The 17,409-nt window shown below is 68.5% G+C and carries 15 protein-coding genes and 1 pseudogene; 8 read left to right on the forward strand and 8 right to left on the reverse strand.

Features of this window, described 5'->3' with window-relative positions; genetic code table 11:
- A pseudogene (locus GA0115259_RS00825) lies at positions 1-228 on the forward strand (hypothetical protein); the annotation flags it as partial.
- Positions 229-239: 11 nt separating this feature from the next.
- Here GA0115259_RS00825 and GA0115259_RS00830 read toward each other — a convergent pair.
- The 3 genes from GA0115259_RS00830 to panB form a co-directional block, all read right to left on the reverse strand.
- Positions 240-1,094, reverse strand: a complete 855-nt coding sequence (locus GA0115259_RS00830) for an ABC transporter permease (RefSeq protein WP_093589291.1) — start codon at positions 1,092-1,094, stop codon at positions 240-242.
- A complete protein-coding gene (locus tag GA0115259_RS00835) occupies positions 1,091-2,116 on the reverse strand; it encodes an ATP-binding cassette domain-containing protein (RefSeq protein ID WP_093589294.1) in 1,026 nt (341 codons plus the stop codon). The genes GA0115259_RS00830 and GA0115259_RS00835 overlap by 4 nt, the downstream gene beginning before the upstream one ends.
- 325 nt (positions 2,117-2,441) lie before the next feature.
- Positions 2,442-3,329: a 3-methyl-2-oxobutanoate hydroxymethyltransferase gene (gene panB / locus GA0115259_RS00840; protein ID WP_093589297.1), complete on the reverse strand. Its 888-nt coding sequence runs from the start codon at positions 3,327-3,329 to the stop codon at positions 2,442-2,444.
- 249 nt (positions 3,330-3,578) lie between these two features.
- On the opposite strand from panB, the gene GA0115259_RS00845 reads away from it, so the two are divergent.
- The 4 genes from GA0115259_RS00845 to GA0115259_RS00860 all read left to right on the forward strand — a co-directional run bounded on the left by GA0115259_RS00845 (position 3,579) and on the right by GA0115259_RS00860 (position 8,743).
- Positions 3,579-5,195 (forward strand): MFS transporter, encoded by a 1,617-nt coding sequence (locus tag GA0115259_RS00845; RefSeq protein ID WP_093589300.1) that lies wholly within the window; start codon positions 3,579-3,581, stop codon positions 5,193-5,195.
- Between the two features lie 209 nt (positions 5,196-5,404).
- The gene (locus GA0115259_RS00850; RefSeq protein ID WP_256097863.1) at positions 5,405-6,043 is read left to right on the forward strand and encodes a TetR/AcrR family transcriptional regulator; all 639 of its coding nucleotides are present in this window, start codon (positions 5,405-5,407) and stop codon (positions 6,041-6,043) included.
- A 290-nt stretch (positions 6,044-6,333) separates the two neighbouring features.
- Positions 6,334-7,359, forward strand: a complete 1,026-nt coding sequence (locus GA0115259_RS00855) for an endonuclease/exonuclease/phosphatase family protein (RefSeq protein ID WP_093589303.1) — start codon at positions 6,334-6,336, stop codon at positions 7,357-7,359.
- 154 nt (positions 7,360-7,513) lie between these two features.
- Positions 7,514-8,743 carry an MFS transporter gene (locus GA0115259_RS00860; protein ID WP_093589306.1) on the forward strand — a complete coding sequence of 410 codons (1,230 nt, stop codon included), beginning with the start codon at positions 7,514-7,516 and terminating at the stop codon, positions 8,741-8,743.
- 46 nt (positions 8,744-8,789) lie between these two features.
- On the opposite strand, the gene GA0115259_RS00865 is transcribed toward GA0115259_RS00860, so the two are convergent.
- The 5 genes from GA0115259_RS00865 to GA0115259_RS00885 all read right to left on the reverse strand — a co-directional run bounded on the left by GA0115259_RS00865 (position 8,790) and on the right by GA0115259_RS00885 (position 13,321).
- Positions 8,790-10,553, reverse strand: coding sequence for an NAD+ synthase (locus GA0115259_RS00865; RefSeq protein ID WP_093589309.1), 1,764 nt, complete (start codon positions 10,551-10,553; stop codon positions 8,790-8,792).
- Positions 10,554-10,763: 210 nt separating this feature from the next.
- Positions 10,764-11,225, reverse strand: coding sequence for a CBS domain-containing protein (locus GA0115259_RS00870; RefSeq protein WP_093589312.1), 462 nt, complete (start codon positions 11,223-11,225; stop codon positions 10,764-10,766).
- A gap of 200 nt (positions 11,226-11,425) precedes the next feature.
- Positions 11,426-12,166 carry a DUF305 domain-containing protein gene (locus GA0115259_RS00875; protein WP_093589335.1) on the reverse strand — a complete coding sequence of 247 codons (741 nt, stop codon included), beginning with the start codon at positions 12,164-12,166 and terminating at the stop codon, positions 11,426-11,428.
- A 5-nt stretch (positions 12,167-12,171) separates the two neighbouring features.
- A complete protein-coding gene (locus GA0115259_RS00880) occupies positions 12,172-12,819 on the reverse strand; it encodes a DUF3105 domain-containing protein (RefSeq protein ID WP_093589315.1) in 648 nt (215 codons plus the stop codon).
- Between the two features lie 136 nt (positions 12,820-12,955).
- Positions 12,956-13,321 carry a hypothetical protein gene (locus tag GA0115259_RS00885; protein ID WP_237539668.1) on the reverse strand — a complete coding sequence of 122 codons (366 nt, stop codon included), beginning with the start codon at positions 13,319-13,321 and terminating at the stop codon, positions 12,956-12,958.
- Positions 13,322-13,525: 204 nt separating this feature from the next.
- Between GA0115259_RS00885 and GA0115259_RS00890 the strand changes: the two genes are divergently transcribed.
- From GA0115259_RS00890 to GA0115259_RS42640, 3 genes are all read left to right on the forward strand, one after another.
- Complete coding sequence (locus tag GA0115259_RS00890; RefSeq protein ID WP_093589338.1) at positions 13,526-14,119, forward strand: MarR family winged helix-turn-helix transcriptional regulator; 594 nt, start codon at positions 13,526-13,528, stop codon at positions 14,117-14,119.
- A gap of 222 nt (positions 14,120-14,341) precedes the next feature.
- Positions 14,342-15,703, forward strand: coding sequence for a type I glutamate--ammonia ligase (gene glnA / locus GA0115259_RS00895; protein ID WP_093589320.1), 1,362 nt, complete (start codon positions 14,342-14,344; stop codon positions 15,701-15,703).
- A 408-nt stretch (positions 15,704-16,111) separates the two neighbouring features.
- Entirely contained in the window at positions 16,112-17,374 is a 1,263-nt protein-coding gene (locus GA0115259_RS42640) for a hypothetical protein (protein WP_370746933.1), read from the forward strand.
- The last annotated feature ends 35 nt before the right edge of the window (positions 17,375-17,409 follow it).

The following is a 17,409-nucleotide window of genomic DNA, read 5'->3' on the forward strand; positions in this document are numbered from 1 at the left end:
GCCGACGGCCGGGCCTACGCGCGGGCACGCGACGCGGCCCGGCTCGTCGGCGCGTACGAAGGGCTCCTGCCGCCCGGGCACTTCAAAGTCTCCACCGAGCGGGAACTGCTGAAGCACGCGCGCGCGGCCGTGACGGCCGCCCTCGGCGACACCGCGTTCGAGACGGCCCACGCCGAGGGCGGCAGCCTCACTCTGGAGGAGGCCGCCGCTCTCGTACGGTCCGTTTGACCCACCGGTCCTCAGGACTTCTTGCGGAACTTCGCCACCGCCAGAGGAGCCGTCACCACCGTGATTCCCGCCGCCCACGCCAGCGTCACCCACACCGAGTGCGCGACCGGACCGCCGTTTATCAGACCCCGCGCCGCGTCCGCGAGGTTGGAGAGCGGGTTGTAGTCGGTGAAGGTCTGGAGCCAGCCGGGCATCGTGGACGGCGGCGCGAAGATGGACGAGCCGAACTGCAAGGGCATCAGTACGAGCATGGCCACGCCCTGGACCGCCTGCGCCGTCTTCATCGTCAGGCCCAGCAGGATGAAGATCCACATCAGTGAGGCACCGAACGCCAGGGAGAGTCCGACGGCTCCGGCCAGCTCCAGCACCGAGGTCTTGATCTCCAGCCCGAGCAGAAAGCCCATGCCGAGCAGAATGGCGGTGGCGACCAGCATCCGGCCGATCTCCACGACGATCTTCGCGATCAGTACGGAGGACCGGGCTATCGGCATCGTACGGAACCGGTCCATGACTCCCTTGCGGAAGTCGTCGTTCATTCCCGTGCCGACGGCCATCGCGATGTTCATGCCCATCATCGCCATCAGACCGGGAATCACATAGTTCACATAGGCGTCCCGGCTGCCGCCGAGGCTCGCGCCGACCGAGCCGCCGAAGACATACACGAACAGCAGCGTGAAGATGACGGGCATCAGCAGGACGTCGAACATCGACTCCGGATCCTGCTTGATCTGAAGGGCGTTACGGCGCACCAGCGCGCCGATGTGCCGGAGATTGGCGCGCAGGCCGATCCGGCCCTCGTCGGCCCGGACCGGCGACGGCACGGGCGTCCGCCCGGGCGCGGAGGTGGGCAGTGTGGTCGTGCTCATACCGCGATCTCCTCGGGTGCGATGTCGGACACGGAGGTCTTCTGGCCGGTGATCGCCAGGAACACCTCGTCCAGGCTGGGCAGATGGGTGCCGATATGGGTGATGCCGAAACCGCGCTCGCCCAGCAGGCCGACGACCGCGGTGAGCTGCTCGTCGCTCAGGATCGGTACGTACAGCAGTCCTTCGTCCGGCACGGCCTGGGTGCCGGAGACGCCATCGAGCCCGGTCTCGGCGATCGCCCGTGCCATCGCCGGGAGTTGCGCGGGATCCGTCGGCCGGATCTGGAGCGTGCGACCGCCGACCTTCGCCTTCAGCTCGTTCACTCCGCCGCTGGCGATGACCCGGCCGCGGTCGATGACCGTCAGTTCGCTGGCGAGCTGCTCGGCCTCTTCCATGTACTGCGTGGTGAGCAGGACGGTGGCGCCCTCGGCGACCATCCGCTGCACCTCGTCCCAGACCTCGTTACGCGTACGGGGATCGAGCCCGGTCGTCGGCTCGTCCAGATAGAGCACCGAAGGCCGGCCGATCATCGAAGCGGCCAGGTCGAGCCGGCGGCGCATACCGCCCGAGTACTGCATCGCGGGCTTCTTCGCCGCATCGGTGAGGGAGAAGCGCTCCAGCAGTTCGTCGGAGCGGCGGCGGGCGTCCTGGCGGGAGAGATCGAGGAGCCGGCCGATCATATAGAGGTTCTCCCAGCCGGAGAGCTTCTCGTCGACCGAGGCGTACTGGCCGGTGAGGCCTATCGTGCGGCGCAGCTGGCGAGGCTGGCGCAGCACGTCGTACCCGGCGACCATGGCGGTCCCGGCGTCCGGCTGGACGAGCGTGGAGAGAATACGGACGAGCGTCGTCTTGCCGGCGCCATTGGGTCCGAGCACACCGAGGACGGTGCCCTCGCGCACATCGAGGTCGACTCCGTCGAGTGCCCGGGTGCCCTGTGGTCCGCCGTACTGCTTGACCAGCCCCCGCACCTCGACGGCGTTGCCCGTGCGGCTGCCGTTGGGGTTCTTGTCGATTCGCGTCATGACAACAGTGGACCATCCGCCACCGACAATCCACCGACAAGCCGCCGACAGCCGGCCGACCGCCTGTGGACAACCGCGTGCGAGAGCCGCGTGCGACGTCCGTACGGCAACCGCATGCGACAGCCCGCCGACGGGGGATGATCGGCGGGCTGTCGCTCGTGCGGGCAGTGGCTTCAAGGCGGGTTCGGACGGCGCTCGCGCCCGGAGCGGCGTGCGGAAGCGTGGGTTGTGAGTCGAGCCCCGTGCGCCTCTGCCGAGTGCGCCGTTGTGCGCCCGGCTTGCCGCCGCGGGTGCCCGCTCTTCCACGCGTTCCCACGCGCTCCGGCTAGTGGAAGGTGTGCTCCTCCTGAGGGAACGTTCCGCCAAGGACCTCGTCCGCAAACTCCTTCGCCGCGTCGCCGAGCGTCCGGCGCAGATTCGCGTACTGCTTGGTGAAGCGCGGCACCTTGCCGTCCGTCAGCCCGACCATGTCCGTGTACACGAGCACCTGCGCGTCCGTCTCGACGCCTGCGCCGATACCGATCGTCGGGATGTGCAGAATCCTGGTGACCTCGGCGGCCAGCTCGGCCGGCACCAGTTCGAGCACGACCGCGAAGGCGCCCGCGTCCTGCACCGCCTTGGCATCGCGCAGGAGCTGCTGGGCGGCCTCCTCGCCACGGCCCTGCACCCGGTAGCCCAGGGTGTTGACCGACTGCGGAGTCAGCCCGATGTGTCCCATCACCGGGATACCGGCCTGCACCAGCAGCTCGATCTGGGTGTGCGAGCGCTCGCCGCCCTCCAGCTTGATCGCGCCGACACCCGCGTCCTTCACCAGCCGGGTGGCGCTGCGCAGGGCCTGGACCGGCCCTTCCTGGTACGAGCCGAACGGGAGGTCGCCGACGATCAGGGCGCGCCTGGTGCCCCGTACGACCGCGGCGGAGAGCATCGTCATCTCGTCCAGCGTGACGGGCACCGTGGTCTCGTAGCCGAGGTGGACATTGCCCATGGAGTCGCCGACGAGCAGTACGGGAATGCCGGCCTCGTCGAAGACGGAGGCCGTCATCGCGTCATAGGCGGTGAGCATCGGCCACTTCTCGCCGCGCTCCTTGGCCGCCGCGATGTCATGGACCGTGATGCGCCGGGAGCTTCTGCCGCCGTACAGCGCCTTGGTGTTCTCCGCCTTCGCGCCGCTCCCGCTTTCCGCGGGCGGCTTCTGCGCAGCCTGAAGAGTCATGGCCGATGGCCCTTTCGTCATCTCGAGGCACCCTGACGGTGTCCCCGGACCACAACCATGGTGGCATCCCGAGGCCACACTCGGGAAGTGGGTCCTTGTACCGGCCCTCACACCGGCCCCATGCGCCCCATGCGCATCCCACGCACCTCACGCACACGGGCTCCGAGATGCCTCGCACCCCACCGGCCGCCGGTAAAGATTCTCCAATACGAGACGGTGTCGTATCGAAATTGGTCTAGCCTGTGCGTCATGTCCACACCGTCCGGCGGCCCGGTCGCCGCACCTCGCATACCCGAAGCCGTCCACCGCCGCCGCTGGGCGATCCTGGGCGTGCTGATGTTCAGCCTTCTCATCGTCGTTCTGGACAACTCGATCCTGAACGTGGCGGTCAAGACGATCGCCGCTCCCGAACCCACCGGCATCGGCGCCACCCAGAGCGAGCTGGAGTGGGCGATCAACTCCTACACGCTCGTCTTCGCCGGACTGCTCTTCACCTCGGGCCTGCTCGGCGACCGTATCGGCCGTAAGAAGGTACTGCTCTTCGGCATCTTCGTCTTCGGCGCCGGCTCGGCCCTCGCCGCCCTGTCCGGATCGCCCGCCGAACTCATCGGCTACCGCGCCCTGATGGGCTTCGGTGCCGCCTTTGTGATGCCTGCCACTCTCGCCGTTCTGATGAATGTCTTCGAGCGCGACGAGCAGCCCAAGGCCATCGGTATCTGGGCGGGCAGCGTGGGCCTCGGGATCGCCATCGGCCCGATCACCGGCGGACTGCTGCTCGAACACTTCTGGTGGGGCTCCATCTTCCTGGTCAATGTGCCCGTGGCCGTCGTCGCGCTGATCGCGATGGTGCTCCTCGTACCGGACTCCAGGGATCCCAGTCCCGGCCGGGTCGACCCGCTCGGTGTCGCGCTCTCCATCGTCGGACTGGTCCTGCTCGTCTACGGCATCATCCGCGGCGGCGAACTGGCCGACTTCACGGCCGCCTCCGTACTACTGCCGCTGCTCGGCGGTGTCGCCGTACTGGCCGCCTTCGTCTGGCACGAGAAGCGCAGCAGCCATCCGGCCATCGACATCTCGTACTTCAGGAAGCCGGCCTTCGCCGCCGCCGTCGCCGCGATCGCGCTGGTCTTCTTCGCGCTGATGGGTGTGACGTTCTTCTCCGCCTTCTATCTCCAGAGCGTGCGCGGCTACAGCGCGCTCCAGTCGGGACTGCTGATCGTGCCGCTGGCGGCGGCCCAGATGATCTTCGCGCCGAGGGCCCGGCTGATCGTGGACCGGTTCGGCGCCCGCGCGATCTGCACGGGCGGCATGCTGCTGGTCGCCGGCGGTCTCGCGGCGTTCGCGTTCTTCGGCGCGGGCACGCCGGTCTGGGTGCTGTGCGTGGTGTTCTTCGTCCAGGGCACCGGAATGGCGCACATCATGCCGCCGGTGACCGTGGCGGTGATGCAGGCGCTGCCCAGGGAGAAGGCCGGTTCGGGCTCCGCGATCAACAACACCTTCCGTCAGGTCGGCGGAGCCCTCGGGGTCGCCGTCCTCGGTTCCGTGCTCTCCGCGACCTACCGCGGCGGGATCGAGGGACATCTCGGCGCGGTCCCGGCCGCGGCACGGGACGCGGCGGGAGAGTCGATCGAGGCGACGCTCGCGGTCGCGGAGAAGCTGGGCCCGGCGGGCAGGCCGCTGATCGGCCCGGCGTACGACGCGTTCCTGCACGCCATGCATGTCACGGCGATCGGCTCGGCGGTGGTCGCGCTGATCGGCGCGGCGGTCGTCGCGCTCTTCCTGCCGGGACGGCCGCCGGCGCGGAAGCTCGCCGGGAGCGAGGAGACGCCCGAGCCCGCCGCCGCTGCCTCCACCACCCGGAGCTGACCGACGGTCCGTCCCGGCCGCCCGTCCGTTTCCGGGACGGGCGTACGGGCAGGGCGACGGGCGTACGGGCGCGTACGGGTGGCCGGGAACGGCGGGCGCACCGCCGTCATGTACGAGAATCAGGGCGGCGCGAGTACGGCCGTACAGGGCTACGGCGGGATGGCGGACGGAACGGGAACGGCCGACGGGCCGGCGAGAGGCGGAACAGCGTGCTGGAGCAGGATCACGCGAAGGAACACCGGCGCGGCAGGCCACGCAGCGAGGCGGCCGAGCGGGCGATCCTGGAAGCCGTCGTGAAACTGCTGGAGGACGGCGTGCCACTGGCCAGCCTCTCCATCGAGCGCATCGCCCGAACGGCCGGCGTCGGCAAGTCCACCATCTACCGGCGCTGGCAGGGCAAGGAAGAGCTCTTCGTGGACGTCCTGCGCGAGATCGAGCCGCCCGACGCCGAACTGCCCGGCACCTCGGCCCTCGACGATCTCCGCGTCATGCTGGAGTCGATCCGCAGACGCGGGCTGGCCCAGCGCTCCTCTGCGCTGCTGCACAACGTCGTCGTGCAGATGAAGAGCCAGCCCCGGCTGTGGGAGGAGTACTACAGGACGGTGGTGGAACCACGGCGGCGGACCACGCTGGCCGTGATCGAGCGCGGAGTGGCCTCGGGCGAGCTGCGTGACGACATCGACGTCGATCTGCTGCACGACATGTTCCTCGGGCCCATGCTGGTCCGTACGCTGCACCGGCCCGGCGCGCCGCTGGACGAGGATCTCGCCGAGCGGATCGTCTGTACGGCGCTCCAGGGCCTGAGCCGGCGCACGCCGCCTGCGCCTGACCGTACGCCGCCTGACTGACCGCACGCCGCGTGCCTCACTGCGGAGCTGCGCCTCCGAATGCGCTTGGCCTGGGGAGCGCCGGAGGCCGATTCCCCGTACCGTACGGGGAGATTCCGGACGGCACCGGCCGGACGCGTCCCATGCGTGTTCCGTCACAGCCGTCGGCTATCCGTCCTTGATCGGAACCCGCCGCCCCGTGGCCATCGTCTCCGTGACAGTACGGCCGTCCACAGACGGCGGAGAAGCGCCCGTACATCCCCTAGGGTCAGAGGCGGGCGTGCACAGGCAAGGCAGTGAGGGCAGCGGACATGACGCAGGAGTACACAGCGCACTCGGTGACGGCGGACGGGCACGAGCCCCGCACCGGATCCCGCGTCAGAACCCTGCTGGGCCGCTGGCGCCGGGATCCCGGCGTCTGGCGGCGTGGCATCATTCTCGCGATCATCGCCGTGCTGGTCGCTCTTCTGATGATCTTTCACGCGCAGATCCCCAACCGGATCGGCAATCTGGGCAGTCTCACCGAGACCTTCCTGCCCTGGCTCGGGCTGACCGTTCCGGTGCTCCTCGTACTGGCCCTGGTGCGCCGCTCGGCCACCGCGCTGATCGCCCTGCTGCTTCCCGCCGTGATCTGGCTCAACCTCTTCGGCGGCCTTCTCGTCGGGAAGTCGGGCGTCGGCGGCGATCTCACCGTCGCGACGCACAACGTCAACGCGGGAAACCCGGATCCGGAGGGCACCGCGAGCAGCCTCGCGGAGTCGGGCGCGGATGTCATCGCGCTGGAGGAGTTGCAGGCCAGTGATGTACCGGCGTACGAGAAGGCGCTGGCCGGCACGTACAAGTACCACTCCGTGCAGGGCACGGTCGGGCTGTGGAGCAAGTACCCGCTGACCGGCACCGAGCCCGTCGACATCCGGCTCGGCTGGGTCCGCGCGATGCGCTCCACGGTCACCACACCGCATGGCCCGGTCGCCGTCTATGTGGCCCATCTGCCGTCCGTACGGGTCAAACTGCACGCGGGCTTCACCGCCAACCAGCGGGACAACAGCGCGGACGCGCTGGGCGAGGCCATCGCGGCGGAACAGATCGGCCGGGTGATTCTGCTCGGCGATCTCAACGGCACGATGAACGACCGTTCCCTCAACGCCGTCACGTCCCAGATGCGCTCCACCCAGGGCGCGGCGGGCGACGGTTACGGCTTCAGCTGGCCGGCGTCGTTCCCGCTGGCCCGGATCGACCAGATCATGGTGAAGGGCGTCGAGCCGACCTCGTCATGGACTCTTCCCAGGACCGACAGCGACCATCTGCCGATCGCGGCCCGGGTGCAGCTGTCCTGACGAGCCGGCTGTCCTGACGGGCCGGTCGTGGCCCGGGACCGGTTGCCTTTTGCTTCGGCAGGACGCCCGGCGCAATCCGGTGTTCACTTGCCGGAACAAACGGCCTGAGAGGCTTTGTTCCGTAGAGGTACTTACTACGGAGAGGTCGTTTTCCATGCCCCTGGCCCTGCTCGCTCTCGCTGTGAGCGCCTTCGGCATCGGTACTACCGAGTTTGTGATGATGGGCCTGCTGCCCAATGTCGCGGACGATCTGGGAACGTCCGTGCCCACTGCCGGTTACCTGGTCTCGGCCTACGCGCTCGGCGTCGTCATAGGCGCGCCGCTGCTCACCGCCGTCGGCTCCCGTATCCCGCGCAAGCGGATGCTCCTGCTGCTGATGGCGCTCTTCGTCGTCGGCAATCTCGCCTCCGCGCTCGCACCGGGCTTCGGCTGGCTGCTCGCGGGCCGGGTGCTCGCCGGACTGCCGCACGGCGCGTTCTTCGGAGTGGGCGCGGTCGTCGCCGCCCGGATGGTGCGCGAGGGACGGCAGGCACGGGCCGTGGCGACGATGTTCCTCGGACTGACCGTCGCCAATATCGTCGGCGTTCCCGCCGCCACTCTGCTCGGCCAGCATCTCGGCTGGCGGGCCACCTTCCTGGTGGTCACCGTGATCGGTCTGCTCTCGCTGGTGGCGCTGGCCCGGCTCGTACCGTCCGTACCGGTCGACGCGCACCAGAGCCTGGGCCGGGAGGTGCGTGCTCTCGGCAACCGTCAGGTACTGCTCGGACTCGCCACCGCAGTCCTCGGTTTCGCCGGAGTCTTCGCCGTCTACTCGTATCTCGCCTCGATGACGACCGAGGTCATGGGCCTCGGCGAGTCCTCCGTCACACTCGTCCTCGCGCTGTTCGGTATCGGTATGACGCTGGGCGCGCTGGCGGCGGGACCGCTGACCGACCGGGCGCTGCGGCCCACGCTCTATGTGTCGCTCGCCGCGCTCGCACTGGTGCTGGTGGCCTTCCGCTTCACGGCGCATGTGCAGTGGGCGGCGCTGGTGACGGTCGTGCTGCTGGGCGGGATCGGCTTCCTGACGACCACACCGCTCCAGATGCTCGTCATGAACAAGGCCAAGGACGCCCCGACGCTGGCCTCCGCCTCGAACCACTCGGCCTTCAACCTCGCCAACGCGGGCGGCGCCTGGGCCGGCGGCGCGGCGATCGCGGCGGGCTGGGGCTGGATGTCCCCGACCCTGGTCGGCGCGGCACTCGCGGTGGTCGGCCTGGCGATCGCGGTCACGGCCGGCCTGCTGGACCGTACGGACAGGACACGCGGCGAGTCCCGGATCGTCGCCTCGGGCAGCGTCCCGGCCGAGGCGACGACGACGATTCTGAGCCCGTCCGGTGACTGACCCGGCCGGTGATCGAGGACACCACGGCCACCACGGCCACCACGGCCTAGCCCTGGTGGGGCGACTCCCGCCAGCGGTTGGTGATCGGGAGGCGGCGGTCCTTGCCGAAGCCCTTCGCCGAGATCTTGGTGCCCGGCGGGTACTGGCGCCGCTTGTACTCCGCCGTGTCCACCATCCGCAGCGTGCGCGCGACCAGTTCGGCGTCGAAACCGGCCGCGACGATCGCGTCCTTGCCCTGGTCGCGGTCGACGTACAGCTCCAGGATCCGGTCCAGTACGTCGTAGTCCGGCAGCGAGTCCGTGTCGACCTGGCCGGGACGCAGCTCGGCGCTCGGCGGTTTGGAGATCGAGTTCTCCGGGATCGGCGGTGTCTGGCCGCGCTCCTCGGCGGCGCGGTTGCGCCAGCGGGCGAGCCGGAAGACGGACGTCTTGTAGACGTCCTTGATCGGGCCGTACGCGCCGACGGAGTCGCCGTACAGCGTCGAATAGCCCACCGCCAGCTCGGACTTGTTGCCCGGCGCGAGCACGATCTGGCCCTCCTGGTTGGAGAGGGCCATCAGCATCGTGCCGCGCAGCCGCGACTGGAGGTTCTCCTCCGCGAGCCCGGTGAGCGCGATCGAGCCCATGTAAGCGTCGAACATCGGCTCGATCGGGATCGTACGGAAGTTGAGCCCGGTACGGCGGGCCAGCTCGGCCGCGTCGCCCTTGGAGTGGTCCGAGGAGTACTTGGACGGCATGGCCACGCCGTACACGTTCTGCGCGCCCACCGCGTCGCACGCGAGGGCGGCGACGAGCGCGGAGTCGATACCGCCGGAGAGCCCGATCAGCACGGAACGGAAGCCGTTCTTGGCGACATACGCGCGCAGGCCGACGACCAGCGCCGAGTACACCTCCTCGTCGTCCTCCAGCCGGTCGGCGTAGCCTCCGGACAGCTCGGGCTCGTAGGCCGCGAGAGGCTCCTCGGAGAGGATCACCCGGTCGATCCGCAGCTCGTCGTCCGCCACACCTGACGGCGGTTCGGGCGAGGCGGCCGGCAGATCGAGGTCCAGGACCACACAGCCCTCGGCGAACTGCGGCGCGCGCGCCACGACTTCGCCGTCCTTGTCGACCACGATCGAGTCACCGTCGAAGACCAGCTCGTCCTGGCCGCCGATCATGGCGAGATACGCGGTGGTGCAGCCGGCCTCCTGGGCGCGCTTGCGCACCAGCTCAAGACGGGTGTCGTCCTTCTCGCGCTCGTACGGCGAGGCGTTGATGGAGACCAGCAGCCCGGCCTCGGCGGACCGGGCGGCCGGCACCCGGCCGCCGTCCTGCCAGAGGTCCTCGCAGATCGCGAGCGCGATGTCGATGCCATGGACCCGGACGACGGGCATGGTGTCGCCCGGTACGAAGTAGCGGAACTCGTCGAAGACGCCGTAGTTGGGCAGATGGTGCTTGGCGAAGGTCAGCACGACCGCGCCGCGGTGCAGCACGGCGCCGGCGTTCTGCGGGGCGCCCGCGGGCTGGCCGTACCGCGGCTGGGCCTTCTCGGAACGGTCGAGATAGCCGACGATGACCGGCAGCTCGCCGAAGCCCTCCTCGTCCAGCCGGACCGCGAGCGCGCGCAGGGCGGCGCGGGAGGCCTCCACGAAGGACGAACGGAGGGCGAGATCCTCGACGGGATAGCCGGTCAGCATCATCTCGGGGAAGGCGACGACATGCGCGCCCTGCTCGGCGGAGTGCCGGGTCCAGTGCACGATCGCCTCGGCGTTCGCGGCGAGATCGCCGACGGTCGAGTCGATCTGATTCAGAGCGAGGCGTAGTTGAGGCACAGGCCCAGTGTAATCGTCTGTCTGACGCGATGTCCCGGGGTGCGAGGTGTGGGCCGTCCCACTCGCACGGGAGCCGGGACGGCCGGGCGGGGGGCCTGCGGGTAACGAGTACGGGCCGGACGGGTAGGGGCCGGGCCGGACGGGTACGGGCCGGGCCGGGCCGGTGAGGCCGGCCTCAGCCGCTTGAGCCCTTGAGCTGCCTCAGCTCCTTCAGCGCATTGAACTGCTTGAGCGGCCTGAGCTGCCCGAGCCGCTGGTGGTCGCGTAGACCTGCTCGCACCACTGGCCGATCTGCTCGCCGCTGAGGTGCTGGGCCAGATCGGCCTCACTGATCATCCCGACCAGACGCTTGTTCTCGATCACCGGAAGCCGGCGGATCTGGTGGCCTTGCATCTCGAACAGCACATCGTCCACATCCGCGCTCGAATCGATCCAGCGCGGTGTGCCGTGCGCCATCTCGCCGGCCGTGGTCTGCGCCGGGTCATGGCCCATGGCCACACAGCCGACGACGATGTCACGGTCCGTGAGTATGCCTGCCAGCCGTTCGTTCTCGTCGGCTATGGGCAGTGCGCCCACATTGAGCTGACGCATCAGCTGTGCGGCGCGGTCAAGGGTCTCGTGGGCCGGGATCCACTGGGCTCCCGGGTGCATGATGTCTTTGGCAGTGGTCATGGGGATCATGCCTCCTGCGTGGGGATACGGCCTGCGTGGGGACACGGATGGGGACGTTCCGTTCCATCCCGTCCATCCCGAGTCAAATCCATCATCTTGCAGCCGTTCGGGCGCCGCGACCGCTGAACGCGTCAGGGGCGCCGGTTTCTCTCGAACCGGCGCCCCTGTGCGCGTAAACCCCGTAAACCCGTCCGCCCTCGTCAGCCGGTACGGGGCTGCGCGCCGCGGGCCTTGAGCAGGTCCGCCATCAGGCCCATCTCCGACTGCTGGGCCGCGACCATCCCCGCGGCGAGGTCCTTCTCCGTACCGACCTCGCACAGCTCGACACAGCCCTGCGCCATCGACACACCGCCCATGTGGTGGTCGGTCATGAGCTGGAGATAGAGGATCTCGGCCTGCTTGCCACGCGCCTCGCGGAGCTGGTCCAGCTCGGTCTTCGTGGCCATGCCGGGCATCAGCGAGCCGTCGTGGGCCTCGTGTCCCGAGCTCCCGGTCCCGTGATCCATCCCGCTCATGTCGCCCATATTGCCCGTATCGCTGTGATCGCCGGACCCGGAGCCGGACTTCTCCATCCAGGCCATCGGCTCCTGGCCCGACTGCACCTTCGGCAGTCCCCACAGGTCCAGCCAGCCCAGCAGCATCCCGCGCTGGTTCGCCTGGGTGTTGGCGATGTCGTACGCCAGCCGGCGCACCTCTTCGTCGTCCGTGCTGTCGCGCACGATGAAGGACATCTCCACCGCCTGCTGATGGTGGACGGCCATATCACGGGCGAAGCCCGCGTCCGCGGAGTCGGCCGTCGGCGCGGGAGCCGACTCCGTACCCGTACCGCTGTCACGTCCGGCGGACGCCACCGTCGCCGTACCGGCGAAGAGCAGCGCCAGGACGACCGCGGTGATCGCCGCCCACTGGGTGCGGGTGACCGAGCGGGTGGCGGAGCTCACCGCGCTCACTGCGCGCCCATTCCGCCCGTGCAGGCCGCGCCCGGCTCGGGCGTCTGCGAGCCCTGTACGTACTTGGTGAAGAACTGGTCCACGCGCGGGTCGCTCGCGCTGTCCACGGTGACCTGCTTGCCCCATGCGCTCAGCATGATCGCGCCGGCCTGCTCCTTGAGCGGGCTCATCATCGAGTACGGAGTCTTCTCGACCTTCTCGCCGAGCGTCTTCACATCGGCCTCGGAGGCCTTGTCGTTGTAGGTGATCCAGATCGCGCCGTGCTCCAGCGAGTGAACGGCGTTGACGTCCGGGATCGGCTCCTTGTAGACGTCGCCCTGGCAGTTCATCCACACCTGATTGTGGTCACCGCCCACCGGCGGCGTCATCGGGTACTTGACCGCCTCGGTGACATGGTTGCGCCCGAGCTTCTTGGCGTCCCAGGACTTCTCGTCCTTGATGGGCGCCTTGGCCGCCGCCTGCTGCTCCTCCTTCTTGTCGGACTCCTTGTTGAGGATGTACGCGCCGAAAGCGACAAGGGCGGCGACCACGACGGCGCTCGCCGTGATCGTGATGATGCGACTGCGCCGCTCGCGGGCACGCTCGGCGCGGCGCATCTCCTCTATTCGGGCCTTGCGCTCGGCGGACTGGGACTTGGAAGCCATGATGTATGTCCTTCTGAGATGACTACGGAACGCGGACAGCTCCGGATTACGGGCGATGACCGCGGAATACGGGCGGATGGAGAGGATCGGGATCCCGGTGCGGGGTGCGGGCCCGGCTAGGTCCGAACGAGAGGCCCTACGTCCGCAGTACTTGAAGGACGTGGAGGTCCGGCGCGCGGGCGAGCGCGCCGGAGCGGGGCACCTGGCCGGTGGGGTACGGCGGTTCGCGGTGCGGAAGCTGTACGTCGGCGGCGAGTGGCGCGGCCGGCGGCGGTACGGTGAGCACGGCCGGGCTGAGATGTGTGAAGAGCCCGCAGTCGCCGTTGTCGTACGGACAGCTGAAGCGGGCCTCGGCCTGGCTCACGGCGGTGAAAGAACGGTTCCCTGCGTGTCTGTCGCCGGGCCCGGCGACAGAACCGGAACCGGAACCGGTCGCGGATTCAGGGCCCAGACATATGAAGAGCGCGGCGAACAGCGTCGCCACGGCACTCGCCAGTGCCATGGGACGCGTGCTGCGTATGTGGCTGCGCCGCGATCCCCCCATGGGCGCAGATCGTAGTGCGTACGTCACCGGTCAGCAGCAGGGAGGAGCCCTTCGGCGGCCTGAGGGCGGCCCGGCGACGGCCCGGCGGTGGCGCGATCCGTTCCGAATCGGCCATCAGGTGTGATACCGCGATACAAAGGGTTTATGGCCGACCATCGGGAGATGAACGCCGACGTGGACGGGACGGACGCCGGCGTGGGAGCCGACGTGGACGTCGATGCCGAGGCGGACGTCGATGCCGACGCCGGCGTCGACGCTGACGTCGACGCCGTGACCCACGCCGTGCTGGCCGCGTCCCGGCTGCTGGTCACCGTGTCCGCCCGCTCCCTGGCCGCCGTGGCGGAACAGGTCGAACGCGTCACTCTGCCTCAGTACCGCCTCCTCGCGGTCCTCGCGACGCACGGCGACGCGAAACTGGTCGAGGTGGCCGAGCGGCTCGGAGTGAATCCCTCGACCGCCATGCGGATGCTCGACCGCCTCATCGCCGTCGGTCTGGCGACGCGGCAGAGCAACCCGGACAACCGCCGTCAGACGATGCTGCGGCTGACTCCCGAAGGCCGCAGACTGGTCGAGCAGGTCATGGACGCGCGGCACCGCGAGATCTCGGCGATCGTGGAGCGGCTGACTCCCGGGCAGCGCACCGCCCTGGTCGGCGCGCTGACCGCGTTCATCCGGGCGGGCGGAGAGCCGGCGGTCCCGGGCGACGATTCGGAGCCGTACCCACTGGGCTGGTCGGACACCCACGCCCGGCACTGAACCTTCGGCACTTCAGCACCATAAGTTGCGGACGCCTATTTACCTGGGCAGCACTCGTACAGGCACTATGGGCAGGGTGTCCGTACACGCGCGCGATGTAGGGCGTTGGACGGGGGTTCGCAACGTGCCCGAAATCGTGTGGTGGGATGCTCGTGTGCCCCAACGTGCCCCGTGGCATGGGAGCAGGTGGCCTGACCAGCAAGGATGGGTAGGACAGCTAATATGGACAAGCAGCAGGAATTCGTGCTCCGCACGCTCGAGGAGCGCGACATCCGCTTCGTACGCCTGTGGTTCACCGATGTGCTCGGCTTTCTGAAGTCGGTCGCCGTCGCGCCCGCCGAGCTGGAGCAGGCCTTCGACGAGGGCATGGGATTCGACGGGTCCGCGATCGAGGGCTTCGCCCGTGTGTACGAATCGGACATGATCGCCAAGCCCGATCCGGGCACTTTCCAGATCCTGCCCTGGCGCGCCGAGGCCCCCGGCACCGCCCGTATGTTCTGCGACATCCTGATGCCCGACGGCTCGCCGTCCTTCGCGGACCCGCGTTTCGTGCTCAAGCGGATGCTCGCCAGGACCTCGGATCTGGGATTCACCTTCTACACGCATCCGGAGATCGAGTTCTTTCTCCTGAAGGAGAAGCCGGTCGACGGCACCCGGCCCACTCCGGCCGACAGCTCGGGCTATTTCGACCACACGCCGCAGAATGTCGGTATGGATTTCCGGCGCCAGGCGATCACGATGCTGGAGTCGATGGGCATCTCGGTGGAGTTCAGCCACCACGAGGGCGCGCCCGGCCAGCAGGAGATCGATCTGCGGTATGCGGACGCGCTGTCGACGGCCGACAACATCATGACGTTCCGCCTGGTGATGAAGCAGGTCGCGCTGGAGCAGGGCGTACAGGCGACGTTCATGCCGAAGCCGTTCTCGGAGTATCCGGGCTCGGGCATGCACACGCATCTCTCCCTGTTCGAGGGAGACCGGAACGCGTTCTACGAGTCCGGCGCCGAATACCAGCTCTCCAAGGTCGGCCGCTCCTTCATCGCCGGTCTGCTGAAGCACGCGGCGGAGATCTCGGCGGTCACCAACCAGTGGGTCAACTCGTACAAGCGCATCTGGGGCGGCTCCAGCCGCACCGCAGGCTCGGGCGGCGAGGCTCCTTCGTACATCTGCTGGGGCCACAACAACCGCTCGGCGCTGATCCGCGTCCCGATGTACAAGCCCGGCAAGACGGGCTCCGCCCGGGTCGAGGTCCGCTCGATCGACTCCGGCGCCAACCCGTACCTCACCTACGCCGTCCTCCTCGCCGCCGGCCTCAAGGGCATCGAAGAGGGCTACGAACTCCCGGCGGGCGCCGACGACGACGTCTGGGCCCTCTCCGACGCCGAACGCCGCGCCATGGGCATCGAACCTCTCCCGCAGAACCTCGGCGAGGCGATCTCCCTGATGGAACGCAGCGAACTGGTCGCCCAGACCTTGGGCGAGCATGTCTTCGACTTTTTCCTCCGCAACAAGAAGCAGGAATGGGAGGAATACCGCAGCGAGGTCACGGCCTTCGAGCTGCGGAAGAACCTCCCGGTGCTCTGACCCGATTCTGTATTCCCTTTCCCTGTTTCCTTTCCCTCCCCGGGCCGACGGTTCCGCACCGTCGGCCCGCACTCGTTTCATCGCCCTGCCCGAGGTCACACACAGCAAACCTCTTCTGTCTGTCTGTTTCCGAACTCACGCGAGTCGATTCGAGTTAACTTTCAGTCCATCTTTCGGATGGTTTGCGTTTGGCTTCTGAGGCGGCCTCATTTCTTTTTCTGTCGTCTGTCTCCCGCTTTCATGCCATAAATGCACCTGGGTGATATGGAATGCCCTTGACAAGGCAAAACGGTGATCGCTTAGGGTCGCCCGAGTCGGTGGGGATTCCGTGAGCTTGGGGTGGGGATTATGGGCGGGGCGGTGGCATGGCGTCGTAGCCGTGCAGGTCGAAGACGTGTACGGCGCGCGGTGTCGGCCGTTGTCGCGCTGGCGGTTCTGAGCGGAATTCCTGCCTTGGCCCTGCCGGCCTCGGCCGCTGCCGGCGCCATACCTGCTTCGAGCGCGTCGGCGCGGGCGGCTGCTTCGGGTGAGCCGGTGGAGGATGTCGCACAGCGCACGGAGTATTCGCAGACGTTCGCGAACCCGGACGGCACCTTCACGCTTACACAATCCACGGCGCCTCAGCGTGTAAAGCGGGCCGACGGTTCCTGGTCCGGCATCGACACGGAGCTCGAGCGGCGGGCGGACGGCAGTATCGGTCCAAAGGCGGCCGTGGTGGATCTATCGTTCTCGGGCGGTGGCGCGGATCGGAGCATGATCCGGATGGGGGATAAGGAGAATCGTTCCTTCTCTCTGGACTGGCCTGGTTCGTTGCCGGAGCCGACGCTGGACGGCGCCACGGCCATCTATCCGGAGGTGCTGCCGGGAGTCGATCTGCGGCTGACCGCTACGGCTGAGGGCTACCGGCAGGTCCTGGCGGTCAAGACGGCACAGGCCGCCGCCAATCCGGAGTTGGAGCAGATCGCCTTCACCGCCTCCGGTGACAGGCTGGCAGTGGTTCCCGGCGCGGGTGGTGGCCTGCGCGCCGTCGATGACGACGGTAACGCGGTCTTCATGGGCCCTGCCGGTCAGATGTGGGACTCCGCGGGCGACGATGCCGTCGGCGGCGACAGCGCGCGGACACGGTCGGCCCGCTCCATGGCGGCCGCCGACGAACCCGCTGCCGAGGTCGGGAAGGATCCGAACCTGCCGGGTGACGGCGACGCCACCGCCGTACTGCCGGTGAAGGTCACCGACGGTGCCGTGCGGGTGGAGCCCGACCTGGACCTGTTGCGGGGCAACGGGACGGTCTATCCCGTCTACATCGATCCGCCGGTCGGGCTGGGCGCTCTGGAGCGTACGAAGATTTCCTCCGATGGCGATCGTTTCTGGCAGTTCGACGGAGATCTGGGTGTCGGCCGGTGCGGGAGTGCGGACGGCTATTACTGCGGGCCTGGGTACATCGACCGGATGCTGTTCGAGTTCGCGCCCAATAACTTGAATGGCAAGCACGTGCTGGACGCCAGCTTCAATGCCTATGAGACGTGGTCGTTCAACTGCGACGCCAAGTGGCTGAACCTGGTTCGCACCAACAACATCTCCGAAGCCACCCGGTGGCCGGGACCTGCCACGATCGACCATATGGGCGACCGGCTGGTTTCCGCCGGCCCGGGGGACCAACTGCAGCCCTGAACAGCCGCCGTCATGGATCGAGTTCCATGATGATC

The organism is Streptomyces sp. MnatMP-M17 (assembly GCF_900091995.1).
GTDB lineage: Bacteria > Actinomycetota > Actinomycetes > Streptomycetales > Streptomycetaceae > Streptomyces.

Coding starts and splice junctions, on each gene's coding strand:
- GA0115259_RS00860 (WP_093589306.1), top strand. CDS start 7,514: ATGCCCCTGGCCCTGCTCGCTCTCGCTGTGAGCGCCTTCGGCATCGGT.
- GA0115259_RS00870 (WP_093589312.1), bottom strand. CDS start 11,225: ATGACCACTGCCAAAGACATCATGCACCCGGGAGCCCAGTGGATCCCG.
- GA0115259_RS00890 (WP_093589338.1), top strand. CDS start 13,526: ATGAACGCCGACGTGGACGGGACGGACGCCGGCGTGGGAGCCGACGTG.
- GA0115259_RS00885 (WP_237539668.1), bottom strand. CDS start 13,321: ATGGCACTGGCGAGTGCCGTGGCGACGCTGTTCGCCGCGCTCTTCATA.
- glnA (WP_093589320.1), top strand. CDS start 14,342: ATGGACAAGCAGCAGGAATTCGTGCTCCGCACGCTCGAGGAGCGCGAC.
- GA0115259_RS00830 (WP_093589291.1), bottom strand. CDS start 1,094: ATGAGCACGACCACACTGCCCACCTCCGCGCCCGGGCGGACGCCCGTG.
- GA0115259_RS00835 (WP_093589294.1), bottom strand. CDS start 2,116: ATGACGCGAATCGACAAGAACCCCAACGGCAGCCGCACGGGCAACGCC.
- GA0115259_RS00855 (WP_093589303.1), top strand. CDS start 6,334: ATGACGCAGGAGTACACAGCGCACTCGGTGACGGCGGACGGGCACGAG.
- GA0115259_RS00845 (WP_093589300.1), top strand. CDS start 3,579: ATGTCCACACCGTCCGGCGGCCCGGTCGCCGCACCTCGCATACCCGAA.
- panB (WP_093589297.1), bottom strand. CDS start 3,329: ATGACTCTTCAGGCTGCGCAGAAGCCGCCCGCGGAAAGCGGGAGCGGC.
- GA0115259_RS00880 (WP_093589315.1), bottom strand. CDS start 12,819: ATGGCTTCCAAGTCCCAGTCCGCCGAGCGCAAGGCCCGAATAGAGGAG.